Source organism: Azospirillum sp. HJ39 (genome assembly GCF_041507355.1).
GTDB classification, from domain to species: domain Bacteria; phylum Pseudomonadota; class Alphaproteobacteria; order Azospirillales; family Azospirillaceae; genus Azospirillum; species Azospirillum thiophilum.
Genome location: NZ_CP167911.1, coordinates 2,532,592 through 2,545,053 on the forward strand (window position 1 = coordinate 2,532,592; position 12,462 = coordinate 2,545,053).

Below are 12,462 nucleotides of genomic sequence, written 5' to 3' on the forward strand. Positions count from 1 at the left end.
GTCACGCGGGGCGCTCTATGTACCCAGAGCCGGCGCCGCGCTCAAGAGAAAAAACGCAACTGCGCAAAAGTTTTTCCCCGGCGCCGGCTTGCCGCCCTACTTGCCACCTTACTCCGCCGGCTTGATGGCATAGAAGCGGTAGACCCGCATGCCGGCCTCGATGGCGGCGACGCGGCGGGCCCAGAGTTCGACCTCCTCCATCACCGCCAGCTTGGTGGGGGTGTCGAGCTGGAATTTCTCCAGATGCTCGACCAGCCCCTGAATGGCGGACAGGATCAGGCCGCGATGGGTGTCGGTGATGTCCTCGGCGATGCGGAGGTCGAGGTTGCGCTGGGCGAAGGCGTTGGCCATACGCTCCTTGGGCCACAGGTTGGGCGCCAGCGGTTCCTTGTCGCACCAGGTCTGGACCGCCTTGGCGCCCAGCACGTCGGCCTCGGCGATGTAGTCGGTGATCAGCAGATGGCCGCGCGGCTTCAGCGCCAGTTCCATCCCGTCGAACATCTGCTCCTTGTCGCGGACGGAGAACAGGCCTTCCTTGTAGACGATGGCGTCGACGCGCTTGGGATAGCCGAAATGTTCGGGGTTGAAGGTCTCGACCGGCGCCTTCTTCTCAAGCCCCATCTTGAAGGAACGGACCATGCCCTCCTTCGCCAGCAGGTCCGACGCCTCCAGTCCGGTGACCCAGCAGCCGTATTTGCCGGCCATGGTGCGGCTGGTGCCGCCGAGCCCGGCCGCGAGGTCGAGCACGCTCATCGCCGGGTTCAGCCCCAGCGGCTTGACCAGATAGGGGATATGCTCGGCCCCGCCGGGGGTGTTGAACCCCTCGCCCCACATCTTTTCAGCCACCTCGATGCGGGTCGCGGTCCACAGCGGCTTGCCCCAGCGGTTCATGCCGGGTTCCGGGCCGGCAGGCTGCTGTGCCTCGCCCGTCGAAGACGTCGGCGGCTCCTCGCCCTTCTTCGCCTTCATACCCGACAGGTCATAGCCTTCCCACCACGCGTAGAGCCGCGTCTTCAGGCTCGGCCCATGCCCAGACGATTCGTCCTTGTCCGCCATCGCCGCCGTACCCCACGTCGTACATCATCGGCCAATCGATGCCGCCGCCACCGGCAGCCCTCAGCCGGCGTCGCGCCAAACCTGCGGTTGCCCTGTGCCGTCGCGGCACGCTACCCACAAGATCCGTCGGGCCTCATGGTTAGACGGACGCTAATTGCATGCAAGTGGAAAAATTTCTTCGCGGTAACGCGACCGCCGTCCCGCGAGGATGCGGAAGATCAGCGTGAGGCATTGGACGGCAACGGGCCCGGCTCGGTCAGCGAGGCCGGCAACGAGGCCATGCGCGTGCCGGCAGCGTTCAGCACCGGACGGCAGGCCGCCGGCATCTTGCGGACCACCCGCGGCTCCGGCTTGTATCCCGGCGGACGTTCGATGGCCGGAGACGCGCTGGCCAGCCAGGACATCAGCTCGTCGTCGCAACCGTCGCCCTCCGGCTGGGCCGTCTGCTGCTCGCACAGCGGGCTGCCGGACGGACAGGCCAGGCGGATGTGCATGTGGCCGTCATGGCCGTGCCAGGGCCGCAACTTGTTCAGGAACGCGCGGTCGGCCCAACTGCGCTGGCACATCGCCAGCTTGATCGCCGGACTGACGAAGATGCGGGCGACGCGTGCGTCGGCGGCGGCGATCTGGACCATGCGGGCCTGCCGGTCGGACCAGTCCTCCGTGACGCGCATGCGGTCGTAATCGACATATTTGATCTCGTCCAGCCGCTCGCGGCCCGCACGCCCCATCGGCGGCAGGTCCAGCCGAAGCCAGACGTCGGCATCCAGGCCGATCTGGTGACTGGCATGGCCGGACGGCATCGGCCCGCCGCGCGCCTGCCCCATGTCGCCGATCAGCGCGGTGCCGAGCCCGGCGAGCGCCACGCGGTGGCCGAAATCGCGCAGCATGTCGACCAGCACGGGATGGCCGTAATTGCGCTGGCGCGACAGGCGGATGACCTGATAGCCGACTCCCTCGGGCGGCAGGGCGCGGGCGCCGGCGATGCAGCCGGCGGCATAGCCGCCGATTGCCTGCGGCGCGCCCAGCGACGGGCCGGACACCGCCCCCCAGGCGACGCTGGTGGCATAGGCCGGGATCGGCTCCGGTTTCCTCTTGCGCTGCTTGGCATCGGCGTCGCCGGCCGCCAGCAGGGCGACCGCAACGCCGGCGCATGCGATCAGCCCGAAGACCCGGCCCCCAAATGACAGACGCCCCATATCGTCCCCCACCGTCCCAGCACCGCCATTCAGTCGGCTATAGCGGAGTCGCGGTTAAGGAATGATGGAGGAGGCGTCACCGACGCACAACCGAACCGACAGGCGTCGCCCCTGTCCATCGGGGGAACCCATCCGGGGTGCGACCGATGGCCGGAGGCGGCGGTTGCGGCTCAGTCCAGGGTCTGGCGATAGCGCTTCAGCGCCACCACGGTCACCACCGCCAGGAACAGGGTGAGCGCAAGCACCTCCGCCAGGATCTCGCCCAGGCCGTTTCCCTTCAGCAGGATGCCACGGACGATGCGCAGGAAATGGGTCAGCGGCAGCAATTCGCCCACCGCCTGCGCCCAGCCGGGCATGCCGCGGAAGGGAAACATGAAGCCCGACAGCAGCATCGACGGCAGGAAGAAGAAGAAGGACATCTGCATCGCCTGGAGCTGGTTGGCCGCCAGGGTGGAAAAGGTGAAGCCGACGGCGAGGTTGGCGGCGATGAACAGGATCAGCACCGCCGACAGCAGCCCCAGGCTGCCGACGATGGGCACGTCGAACAGCAGCCGCGCCGCCACCACGATCAGCACGACCTGGACATAGCCGACGACGACGAAGGGCACGATCTTGCCCAGCATCACCTCGAACGGGCGGGCCGGCATGGCCAGCAGGTTCTCCATGGTCCCGCGCTCGCGCTCGCGGGTGACGGCCAACGCGGTCATCATCACCATGGTCATGGTCAGCACCACCCCCATCAGGCCGGGCACGACGTTATATTGGGTTATGCCCTCGGGGTTGTAGCGGCGGTGGACCCGCAGGTCGATGGGATCCGGCCCGGCGCGCAGGGACGCCAGCGGCCCGGTCAGGTCGGGGGCCAGCGCCTGCCGGGCAATGGCGGTCAGCGCCGCCAGCGCATTGCCGGTCGCCGCCGGATCGGTCGCATCGGCCTCCACCAGCAGCACCGGGCGGGTGCCGCGCTGCAGGTCGCGGGCGAAGCCGGCGGGAACCGTCACCGCGAACTGGACCTTCCCTTCCGCCAGCAGCCGGTCGATGTCGGCCTCCGACCCGGCAGCGCGGGTGATGACGAAATAACCGGAATTCTCCATCGCCGCCACCAGGGTCCGGGCAAAGGGACTCGAATCGGCGACCAGCACCGCCGTCGGCAGCCCCTTGGGGTCGGAGTTGATGGCGAAGCCGAACAGGATCAGCTGCAGGATCGGCACCCCCACCATCATGGCGAAGGTCAGCCGGTCGCGCCGCATCTGGATGAATTCCTTGACCATGACCGCCATCAGGCGGCCCGCCGATATCCGCGCCATCGCACCGCTCCGCGCCGATCATCCCGAACCGGGACGCATGGACGCAAGGGTAGCGCGGCCGGGCCTTGCCGGCGATGGGACGTTCGGGCGCGGGACGGCGGCGGGGACTTCCCTCCCTACACCGCCGCATCCGCCCGGTCGAACTGCAATGCGGCAAGCCGGGCATACAGCCCGCCCTGTGCCACCAGTTCGGCATGGGTGCCGGTCTCCACCACCCGGCCCTTGTCCATCACGACGATGCGGTCGGCGTTCAGCACCGTCGCCAGCCGGTGGGCGACGATCAGCGTGGTGCGGCCATGCATCAGCCGGTCGAGCGCGTCCTGCACCATGCGCTCGCTCTCGGCGTCGAGCGCGCTGGTCGCCTCGTCGAGCAGCAGCACCGGCGGGTCGCGCAGGATGGCCCGGGCGATGGCAAGGCGCTGGCGCTGGCCGCCGGACAGCCGCACGCCCTTCTCGCCCAGGAAGGTGCCGAACCCCTCCGGCAGCGCATCGAGGAAGTCGAGGGCGTGGGCGGCCTCGGCCGCTGCGCGCACCTCGGCGTCGGTCGCGTCGGGGCGGCCGTAGCGGATATTCTCCCAGGCATTGGCGGAAAAGACGACCGGGTCCTGCGCGACCAGGCCCAAACGGCGGCGGACGTCCATCGGATCGGCCTCGCGCAGTTCGACGCCGTCGAGCCGGATCGAACCGGCCTGCGGGTCGTAATAGCGCAGCAGCAGTTGGAACACCGTCGACTTGCCCGCCCCCGATGGACCGACCAGCGCCACCCGCTCGCCCGGCTTCACATCCAGCGAGAAGCCCTCCAGCGCCGCCCAGTCGGGGCGCGAGGGATAGTGGAAGCGCACGGCGTCGAAGGCGAGCGCGCCGGCCGCAAGACTGGGCAACGGCTTCGGCAGCGCCGGCGCACGGATTTCCGACTCGATCGACAGCAGGCCGAACAGGCGCTCGGTCGCGCCGGCGGCGCGCTGCAGGTCGCCGATCACCTCGCTGATGGCACCGACCGATCCGGCGACGACGACGGAATAGATGACGAAGGCCGACAGCTCGCCCGGCGTCAGCCGTCCGGCCACCACGTCATGCCCACCGATCCACAGGATGATGCCGACCGCGCCGAACACCAGGACGATGACGATCACCGTCATCAGCGCCCGCACCCGCACGCGGCGGATGGCGACGTCGAACGCCTCCTCCACCCGGCGGCCGAACAGGGCGCGGTCGATGGCCTCGTGGGTGTAGGCCTGGACGGTACGGATGGCGGCAAGCGTCTCCTCGACGAAGGAGCCGACGTCGGCGATGCGGTCCTGGCTGTCGCGCGACAGCTTGCGCACCCGCCGGCCGAAGAAGACGATGGGGGCGACCACCAGCGGCACCACCAGCGCCACCAGCCCGGTCATCTTGGGCGAGGTGACCAGCAGCATGCCGGTGCCGCCGAGGAACAGCAGCGCGTTGCGCAGCGCAATGGAGGCCGACGACCCCACCACCACCTGCAGCAGCGTGGTGTCGGTGGTCAGGCGCGACAGGATCTCGCCGGTCTTGGTCGTCTCGAAGAAGCCCGGCGACAGGGTCAGCACATGGTCGTAGACGGCGCGGCGGATGTCGGCGACCACCCGCTCGCCGATCCAGCTGACCAGGAAGAAGCGGCCGTAGGTGGAGGCCGCCATCAGAGCGATCACCCCCAGCAGCACCAGCAGCGCCCGGTCGAGCAGCGAGGTGTCGCCACCGGCGAAGCCCTGGTCGATCAGCACCCGCATCCCCTGCCCCAGCCCCAGCACGGTGCCGGCCGCCACGGTCAGCGCCAGCATCGCGCCCAGGATGTGCCACCGGTAGGGCAGCAAGAACGGGATCAGCCGGCGCAGCGGACCGAGGTCGCGGCGGCGGACATCGGCCTCGCCACGGGATGAGGCGGCGATGAGGTCGGGGGAGGATTGGCGAGCCACGCTGTTCCCGCTGGTTGGTTGGGGTCATTGCTGCGGACCGCTGCCATATAGCGCGGGGCGGCGACGCCAACAAGGCGAGCCGCCGCCCATCGAGGCCTGGGCTCCCATTGCAGGCGCACTCGTTTCCGGGGTTGCGCGGGGGGACGTGTTTTGGTATAGACGCCGCTCGCTTTGCAGGAACTCCCGGCCATGAAGACTGACATCCATCCCGATTATCACGAGATCACCGTGGTCATGACCGACGGCAGCTCGTTCACGACCCGCTCCACCATGGGCAAGCCGGGCGACACGCTGCGTCTCGACATCGACCCGAAGTCGCACCCGGCCTGGACCGGCGTGCAGAAGCTGCTGGACACCGGCGGGCAGATCGCCAAGTTCAACAAGCGCTTCGCGTCTTTCGGCCTCAAGAAGTAAGCGGTTCTCGCGCTTCCATCCTGCCGACACGAAAAGGGCGCCCGATCCGGTCGGGCGCCCTTTTCGCATGTCCGCACATCCGAAGACCGAAGCCTCAGCCCACCGCCCTCACCCCACGGCGGCGGCACGCTCCACATCGGCACGGACCATGGCGTCCAGCCGGTCGACGCGCATGTAGAGGCTATGGCTGCGCTCCAGCAGGCTGCGCAGTCCGGCCGGCAACTCCTCATTGTCGGGACCGCTGGGATCGGAACAGATCTCGCCGCCGGAGAGCGCGAAATCCTCGCTCGCCGCCTGTTCCTTCGTCATTTCGCCCGCATGGACGGCCTTCTGCGCCAGCAGCCACGCCATCACCTGGGTCAGGCGACTGGTCACCCGCATCGATTCGTAGGAAATCTGCAGACGAACCTGCGGTGGCAATTTCCGATGCTCGGCCGCATCATGATAGGCGATGTAATTCCGCGCCTCGATCAAGAGGGCCATGGTCTCGTCATAGGGACCGTTGAAGAAGAAACTGTGCGAAGTCATGGTCTTCGGCCCCCTCCCGCGGACTTTCGGCCCTAGCGTGAGCCTTGCCGCAACTGATTAACAATTGGTGACCGGGCATTGTCCGACAACCCCAAGCGGGTTCGGCCGGGCATGCGTGCGGGCACCCTCTTGAACAGGAAAAAGCGTCGATTATCTCTCGCTCGTCCGGCGGATGCCCATACGGGGTCCGCCACCACCGCCCCAGAAGACCGACGGATTCCGTGGTCTTCGGCGGCCGTATCGCTCTTTCGGAGGATATGTCATGCGCAGCTACGACCTTTCGCCCCTGTTCCGCTCCACCGTCGGTTTCGACCGCCTGTCGCGCCTGCTGGAGACCGCGACCACCGGTGACGAGGCGGCGTCGTACCCGCCCTACAACATCGAGAAGATGAACGAGGACTCGTACCGGATCACCATGGCCGTCGCCGGTTTCGGTATCGATGACCTCACCATCACCGCCCATCAGAATTCGTTGACCGTCACGGGTAAAGCTAAGAAGGACGAGCCCGGCGGCCAATTCCTCTACCGGGGTATCGCCGGCCGCGCATTCGAGCGCCGCTTTCAGCTTGCGGATTTCATCAAGGTCAATGGCGCATCTCTTCAGAATGGCCTTCTGCACATCGAGTTGGCGCGCGAGGTACCCGAAGCGATGAAGCCGCGGAGCATTCCGATCGCCGGCACCGCCGGCAGCGGCACGGTGGAGGTGGGTGCCCAATCCCCGGCCCTGACCCAGCGGGCGGCTTGACGGCCCGACCGGCCCGTCTGCGATGAGCGGGCGCACAGCCGGCGGACAGGGGAACAGACATGGGAACGGCGCCCCGAAGCTTCCGGGGCGCCGTTTTCCATTGCCTCTTCCGTGGCGGCCTGCGGCTGCGGATCAGCCTGGCGGGAAATTCTCCGGTGGGGCGACGACCCACTCTGCATAGCCGGCGCGCAGCAACTCATAGGCGGCGACCAGCCCGGCGGCGCCGGCATAGGCGGTGAGCAGCACCCGCTCCGGCGGCACCTGCGCCCCGAATCCTGTCATCAGCAGAGCCCCCAGGAACGGACCGCCCAGCAGCAATGCCGCCAACCACAGCGGTTCCGCCGACAGCCAGGCGCTCAGTACCGCGCGGGTCCGCTGCGACAGGCGAAGCAAGGCCCCCGCCTTGGCGTCGAGCGCATCGAGGCTGCCGGCGCGCAATTCCGCCACCCGCCGTCCGTCGGCATCGAGGAACAGCACCTCCACCCTCATGCCGTGCCGCCGCACCGATGCGCGCACCGAGTCGCCGAGCCGAGTTTCCAGCAGGATCGCGTTGCCGCCGAGCGCCGGCAGCGCGTCGCGCACCTCGGCGGGCGGCTCGCCCCACTCACGCAGTGCGGCCAGGATGACGCGCGGATCGTCGCAGGGGAGCGCATCCACATGCAGAACCCGCCCCCGTGGCGCGGTCACCTTCAGAATGAGCACCTGTTCGGCCGGGTCATGCGTGCCTTCGACCCGCAAACCGCCCTCGGCCACATAGGAGAATCGCAGGCATCCATCGTGGCGGCAGAGCGTGTTCATGGCGGCGGCCCCTTCCGGTCGTGTCCCTGGCGGATCGCGCCGAAGGGATCTGGGCGTTGGTGATGGAATGACCAACAAACCAGCAGGGGGAACGGCCACCGGTGCCGCCCGGCGCAAAAGGGGAGGCTCGTTCGAGCCGGATCGCGACGGCCGGATCGCGGTGGCGCCACGCTCCGGACAAGAAAAAAGCGCCGAGCCGTGTGGCTGGCGCTTGAAGCTTATCCTCTCAAGAGAGAGAATGGCGGATGGGGGGAGATTCGAACTCCCGATACCCGTGAGGGTATGCCGCATTTCGAGTGCGGTGCATTCAACCGCTCTGCCACCCATCCGCTGCCCCGTTTGGCGGGGTGCGCGGAACCTATATAAACGCTTTCGGCCGTGCAAGCCTTTTTTGCAGAAAAATGCGCGCCTTTCGGCCCGTATCCCTGTTGACTCCGGGGCCCTCCTGCGTATAGATCGTCGCTCCCATGAACGGGCTTGCGCATCGAACGGTGGGCGAGAAGCCCGCCGTTTGTTTTGACATAGGCAGTGACGACAATGTTTGCAGTGATCCGCACCGGCGGCAAGCAGTACAAGGTCGCCAATGGCGACGTGATCCGTGTTGAGAAGCTCGAGGCCGATGCTGGCGCCTCCATCACGCTCGAAGACGTGCTGATGGTCGGCGACGCCGGCACCACCACCATCGGCACCCCGACCGTGGCGGGCGCCTCGGTCGTCGCCGAGGTCGTCGCCCAGGATCGCGGCCCGAAGATCATCGTCTTCAAGAAGAAGCGCCGCCAGAACTACCGCCGCAAGAACGGCCACCGCCAGGACCTGACCGTCCTGCGCATCACCGGCATCAACGGCGCGGCCTGATCCGGTTCTCCGGTCAAGGCATTCGGCGTCCTTCAGTTTTAGGAGCAACACCCCATGGCACACAAAAAGGCAGGCGGCTCGTCCCGCAACGGCCGTGACTCCGCCGGCCGCCGTCTCGGCGTGAAGCGTTTCGGTGGCGAGAACGTCGTCTCCGGCAACATCATCGTCCGTCAGCGTGGCACGAAGTTCCACCCGGGCGAGAATGTCGGCCTCGGCCGCGACCACACCATCTTCGCGATGGCCGACGGTCAGGTCTACTTCAAGCACAGCTCGAACGGCCGCACTTTCGTGAACGTCGTTCCGGCCAACGACCAGGTTCCGGCCGTCGCTGCCGAGTAACCTCTTCTGGTCGTTGCGCGGCCTGTGTCGCAGGCCTGCACGCTTGTGGGATAGAATCGGGGGACCGGGCGACCGGCTCCCCGATTTTCGTTTTTGAGTCCGGCACTGTCCCGCTGCCGGCTTTCCTTCCGTTTACGGGCAAGGTCCCCCGATGAAGTTTCTCGATCAGGCCAAGGTGTTCTTGAAGAGCGGTGACGGCGGCCCCGGTGCCGTGGCGTTCCGGCGCGAGAAGTACATCGAGTTCGGCGGTCCAGACGGCGGCGACGGCGGCCGGGGCGGCGACGTGGTGATCGAGGCGGCGGACGGCCTGAACACGCTGATCGACTACCGCTACAAGCAGCATTTCAAGGCGCAGCGCGGCCATCACGGCATGGGCAGCAACCGCAACGGCGCGCGCGGCGAGGACGTCGTCCTGCGCGTGCCGGTGGGAACCCAGATCCTCGACGAGGATCAGGAGACCGTGCTGTGCGACCTGACCGAGGCCGGCCAGCGCCGGGTCTTCCTGCGCGGCGGCGACGGCGGGCACGGCAATGCCCATTTCAAGACGCCGACCAACCGCGCACCGCGCAAGTTCCACCCCGGCTGGCCGGGGCAGGAGCAGTGGGTGTGGCTGCGGCTGAAGCTGATCGCCGATGCCGGACTGCTGGGATTGCCCAACGCCGGCAAATCGACCTTCCTGGCCGCGACCACCGCGGCCAAGCCGAAGATCGCCGACTACCCCTTCACCACGCTGGCCCCCAACCTGGGCGTCGTCCGTGCCGGTGACGAGGAGTTCGTCATCGCCGACATCCCCGGCCTGATCGAGGGTGCGCATGAGGGGCATGGGCTGGGCGACCGTTTCCTCGGCCATGTCGAGCGGTCGCGCATCCTGCTGCACCTGATCGACGGCACCGCGGACGACGTGGTCGCGTCCTACCGGACGATCCGCAACGAGCTGGAGGCCTATGGCGGCAACCTCGCCGACAAGCTGGAGGTGATCGGGCTGAACAAGGCCGACGCCCTGCTCGACGAGGAGATCGAGGAGAAGAAGGCGGCACTCGAAGAGGCATCGGGCGCCGAGGTCATGGTGCTGTCCGGCGCCACCGGCCAGGGCGTGAAGCAGGTGCTGTTCCGGCTGCTGACCGTCATCAAGGAATCGAAGGCGGAAGAGCCCGAGGTCATCCACGCCCCCGCGACCCGCTCCATCCCGCGCCCGCCGGTCGGCCAGAAGCTGCCCGACGACGGCGAGATGCAATGGGACGACGAGGCCGGCGAATGGGTCGGCGGCGAGGAGGCCGACTTCGAGGAAGATGATCTCGAAGAGGCCGATCTCGAAGAGGGCGCCGAGCTGGAAGGCGCAGAGGACGAGACCCTTGACGGGGAGGAGCCGGAGGGCGAAGAGGACGGCTCGGAAGACGATACGGACGGAACCTCCCGCCATGGCGCTTGACGCCCCTACCCTTCTCGAGTCCCGCCGGCTGGTCGTGAAGATCGGCTCGGCCCTTCTGGTCGATGGCGAGACCCGGCAAATCCGCCGGGCCTGGCTCGACGCGCTGGCCGACGACGTCGCCGCCTGCCGCAAGCGCGGGCAGGAGGTGGTGATCGTCACCTCCGGCGCCGTCGCCTGCGGGCGCGAGCATCTCGGCCTCGTCGGCCGGGCGCTGAAGCTGGAGGAGAAGCAGGCTGCGGCTGCCACCGGCCAGATCCGTCTCGCCCACGCCTATCAGGAGACGCTGGCCCGCCACGACGTCACCGTCGCCCAGGTGCTGGTGACGCTGGAGGACACCGAGGAACGGCGGCGCCACCTGAATGCCCGCAACACCATCGACACACTGCTGAAGCTGGGCGCAGTCCCGGTCATCAACGAGAACGACACCGTCGCCACCGCCGAGATCCGCTTCGGCGACAACGACCGGCTGGCGGCGCGCGTTGCGCAGATGGTCAGCGCCGACACGCTGGTGCTGCTGTCGGACATCGACGGCCTCTACACCGCCGACCCGCGCAAGGACCCGGACGCCCGCCACATCCCCACCGTGCGCGAACTGACGCCGGAGATCGAGGGCATGGCCGGCGAGCCGCCCCCCGGCTACAGCAGCGGCGGCATGGTGACCAAGATCGCCGCCGCCCGCGTCGCGCTGTCGGCCGGCTGCCGGATGGTCATCGCCAAGGGCAAGCGCATGAACCCGCTGGCGGCGCTGGAAGCGCGGCCGGAGGATGGCGGCGCGCCCTGCACCTGGTTCCTGCCCTCGGCCGAGCCGACCAAGGCGCGCAAGGCCTGGATCGCCGGCCATGTCAACGCATCGGGCGTGCTGGTGGTCGATGGCGGCGCCCAGCGGGCACTCGCCAACGGCGCCAGCCTGCTGCCGGCCGGCGTCGCCGCCGTGTACGGCGAGTTCGACCGCGGCGACGTGGTGATCGTCCGCAGCCAGGACGGGCGCGAACTGGCGCGCGGCCTCGTCGCCTACAGCGCCGACGACGCCCGCAAGATCCTCCGCCACAAGAGCACCGAGATCGAGGAGATCCTGGGCTATCACGGGCGCGACGAGATGATCCACCGCGACGATCTGGTGGTGCGGTGACGGCAGACATCCCCCCCTCTGCCCGCACCCCGATCCGCGCGATCCTGTGGGACATCGACGGCACGCTGATGGACAGCGAGCCCTGGCACCAGCGCATCACCGTCGAGATCTGCCGCGGCTACGGCCATGAGCTGAGCGACGAGGATTGCCGGACGATGCATGGCGTCGCCTTCCGCGAAATCTACGCCGCCCTGCACGCCCGCCGTCCCTTCCCCGTCGACCTGAAGCGCTGGGCCGACGAGATCAACGCGCAGTATGTCGCCAATGTCGACCGGGTGCGGCCACGCGACGGCGCCTTCGCCCTGGTGGAGGCGTTCGCCGCCCGTGGGCTGGCGCAGGCCTGCGTGTCGAACGGCGGCCGCATGATCGTCGACGCCAACATGCGCGCCATGTCGATCCCGCATTTCCGCTTCAGCATCGCCCGCGAGGACGTCGCCAACGGCAAGCCCCATCCGGAGCCCTACCTGCTGGCGGCGACGATGCTGGGCCTGCCCCCGGAAGCCTGCGCCGTGATCGAGGACAGCCCGACCGGCGCCCGCAGCGCCAAGGCCGCCGGCATGCTGACCATCGCCTGGCCGCAGCACCCGGCCGTGATCTTCGACGCCGTCGACCATCTGGTCGAGGATCCGGCCTCGCTCGATTGGGATACCCTCTGCGGCTGAAGGCAGGCGCCGCCCCTCCATCCGCTCGGTCCAGCGTCCGGCCCGCCATCTGCGCGGCCGGCGGGATGCC

At 68.3% G+C, this 12,462-nt stretch carries 13 protein-coding genes and 1 tRNA gene; 7 read left to right on the forward strand and 7 right to left on the reverse strand.

Annotated elements, in window-relative coordinates:
- Window positions 1-108: 108 nt before the first annotated feature.
- The 4 genes from ABMY26_RS25395 to ABMY26_RS25410 form a co-directional block, all read right to left on the reverse strand.
- Window positions 109-1,056: a phosphoethanolamine methyltransferase gene (locus ABMY26_RS25395; protein WP_372397359.1), complete on the reverse strand. Its 948-nt coding sequence runs from the start codon at window positions 1,054-1,056 to the stop codon at window positions 109-111.
- A gap of 218 nt (window positions 1,057-1,274) precedes the next feature.
- On the reverse strand, window positions 1,275-2,255 hold the full coding sequence (mepA, locus tag ABMY26_RS25400) for a penicillin-insensitive murein endopeptidase (RefSeq protein ID WP_372397360.1): 981 nt from the start codon (window positions 2,253-2,255) through the stop codon (window positions 1,275-1,277).
- Between the two features lie 170 nt (window positions 2,256-2,425).
- Window positions 2,426-3,559, reverse strand: a complete 1,134-nt coding sequence (locus tag ABMY26_RS25405) for an ABC transporter permease (protein ID WP_372397361.1) — start codon at window positions 3,557-3,559, stop codon at window positions 2,426-2,428.
- A gap of 116 nt (window positions 3,560-3,675) precedes the next feature.
- Window positions 3,676-5,493, reverse strand: coding sequence for an ABC transporter transmembrane domain-containing protein (locus ABMY26_RS25410; protein WP_372397362.1), 1,818 nt, complete (start codon window positions 5,491-5,493; stop codon window positions 3,676-3,678).
- Between the two features lie 189 nt (window positions 5,494-5,682).
- Between ABMY26_RS25410 and rpmE the strand changes: the two genes are divergently transcribed.
- On the forward strand, window positions 5,683-5,907 hold the full coding sequence (gene rpmE, locus ABMY26_RS25415) for a 50S ribosomal protein L31 (protein ID WP_045580883.1): 225 nt from the start codon (window positions 5,683-5,685) through the stop codon (window positions 5,905-5,907).
- Between the two features lie 108 nt (window positions 5,908-6,015).
- On the opposite strand, the gene ABMY26_RS25420 is transcribed toward rpmE, so the two are convergent.
- The gene (locus tag ABMY26_RS25420; RefSeq protein ID WP_045580884.1) at window positions 6,016-6,435 is read right to left on the reverse strand and encodes a DUF1465 family protein; all 420 of its coding nucleotides are present in this window, start codon (window positions 6,433-6,435) and stop codon (window positions 6,016-6,018) included.
- Window positions 6,436-6,697: 262 nt separating this feature from the next.
- On the opposite strand from ABMY26_RS25420, the gene ABMY26_RS25425 reads away from it, so the two are divergent.
- Window positions 6,698-7,180, forward strand: a complete 483-nt coding sequence (locus ABMY26_RS25425; RefSeq protein WP_372397363.1) for an Hsp20 family protein — start codon at window positions 6,698-6,700, stop codon at window positions 7,178-7,180.
- 132 nt (window positions 7,181-7,312) lie between these two features.
- Here ABMY26_RS25425 and ABMY26_RS25430 read toward each other — a convergent pair whose 3' ends face one another.
- Both ABMY26_RS25430 and ABMY26_RS25435 read right to left on the reverse strand, forming a co-directional pair.
- On the reverse strand, window positions 7,313-7,978 hold the full coding sequence (locus ABMY26_RS25430; protein WP_372397364.1) for a hypothetical protein: 666 nt from the start codon (window positions 7,976-7,978) through the stop codon (window positions 7,313-7,315).
- A 239-nt stretch (window positions 7,979-8,217) separates the two neighbouring features.
- Window positions 8,218-8,307, reverse strand: a tRNA-Ser gene (locus ABMY26_RS25435).
- Between the two features lie 208 nt (window positions 8,308-8,515).
- Here ABMY26_RS25435 and rplU point away from each other — a divergent pair.
- From rplU to ABMY26_RS25460, 5 genes are all read left to right on the forward strand, one after another.
- Complete coding sequence (gene rplU, locus ABMY26_RS25440; protein WP_045580887.1) at window positions 8,516-8,833, forward strand: 50S ribosomal protein L21; 318 nt, start codon at window positions 8,516-8,518, stop codon at window positions 8,831-8,833.
- A 54-nt stretch (window positions 8,834-8,887) separates the two neighbouring features.
- The gene (gene rpmA / locus ABMY26_RS25445) at window positions 8,888-9,172 is read left to right on the forward strand and encodes a 50S ribosomal protein L27 (RefSeq protein ID WP_200196089.1); all 285 of its coding nucleotides are present in this window, start codon (window positions 8,888-8,890) and stop codon (window positions 9,170-9,172) included.
- Between the two features lie 151 nt (window positions 9,173-9,323).
- The gene (obgE, locus tag ABMY26_RS25450) at window positions 9,324-10,601 is read left to right on the forward strand and encodes a GTPase ObgE (protein ID WP_372397365.1); all 1,278 of its coding nucleotides are present in this window, start codon (window positions 9,324-9,326) and stop codon (window positions 10,599-10,601) included.
- On the forward strand, window positions 10,591-11,730 hold the full coding sequence (gene proB, locus ABMY26_RS25455; RefSeq protein ID WP_372397366.1) for a glutamate 5-kinase: 1,140 nt from the start codon (window positions 10,591-10,593) through the stop codon (window positions 11,728-11,730). The genes obgE and proB overlap by 11 nt, the downstream gene beginning before the upstream one ends.
- Window positions 11,727-12,392, forward strand: coding sequence for an HAD family hydrolase (locus ABMY26_RS25460; RefSeq protein WP_372397367.1), 666 nt, complete (start codon window positions 11,727-11,729; stop codon window positions 12,390-12,392). The genes proB and ABMY26_RS25460 overlap by 4 nt, the downstream gene beginning before the upstream one ends.
- Window positions 12,393-12,462: the final 70 nt, after the last annotated feature.

Excerpts from the sequence above, each read along its gene's own strand:
- ABMY26_RS25395 (WP_372397359.1), bottom strand. The coding sequence starts at position 1,056 with ATGGCGGACAAGGACGAATCGTCTGGGCATGGGCCGAGCCTGAAGACG.
- mepA (WP_372397360.1), bottom strand. The coding sequence starts at position 2,255 with ATGGGGCGTCTGTCATTTGGGGGCCGGGTCTTCGGGCTGATCGCATGC.
- ABMY26_RS25405 (WP_372397361.1), bottom strand. The coding sequence starts at position 3,559 with ATGGCGCGGATATCGGCGGGCCGCCTGATGGCGGTCATGGTCAAGGAA.
- rpmE (WP_045580883.1), top strand. The coding sequence starts at position 5,683 with ATGAAGACTGACATCCATCCCGATTATCACGAGATCACCGTGGTCATG.
- ABMY26_RS25420 (WP_045580884.1), bottom strand. The coding sequence starts at position 6,435 with ATGACTTCGCACAGTTTCTTCTTCAACGGTCCCTATGACGAGACCATG.
- ABMY26_RS25425 (WP_372397363.1), top strand. The coding sequence starts at position 6,698 with ATGCGCAGCTACGACCTTTCGCCCCTGTTCCGCTCCACCGTCGGTTTC.
- ABMY26_RS25430 (WP_372397364.1), bottom strand. The coding sequence starts at position 7,978 with ATGAACACGCTCTGCCGCCACGATGGATGCCTGCGATTCTCCTATGTG.
- rplU (WP_045580887.1), top strand. The coding sequence starts at position 8,516 with ATGTTTGCAGTGATCCGCACCGGCGGCAAGCAGTACAAGGTCGCCAAT.
- rpmA (WP_200196089.1), top strand. The coding sequence starts at position 8,888 with ATGGCACACAAAAAGGCAGGCGGCTCGTCCCGCAACGGCCGTGACTCC.
- obgE (WP_372397365.1), top strand. The coding sequence starts at position 9,324 with ATGAAGTTTCTCGATCAGGCCAAGGTGTTCTTGAAGAGCGGTGACGGC.
- proB (WP_372397366.1), top strand. The coding sequence starts at position 10,591 with ATGGCGCTTGACGCCCCTACCCTTCTCGAGTCCCGCCGGCTGGTCGTG.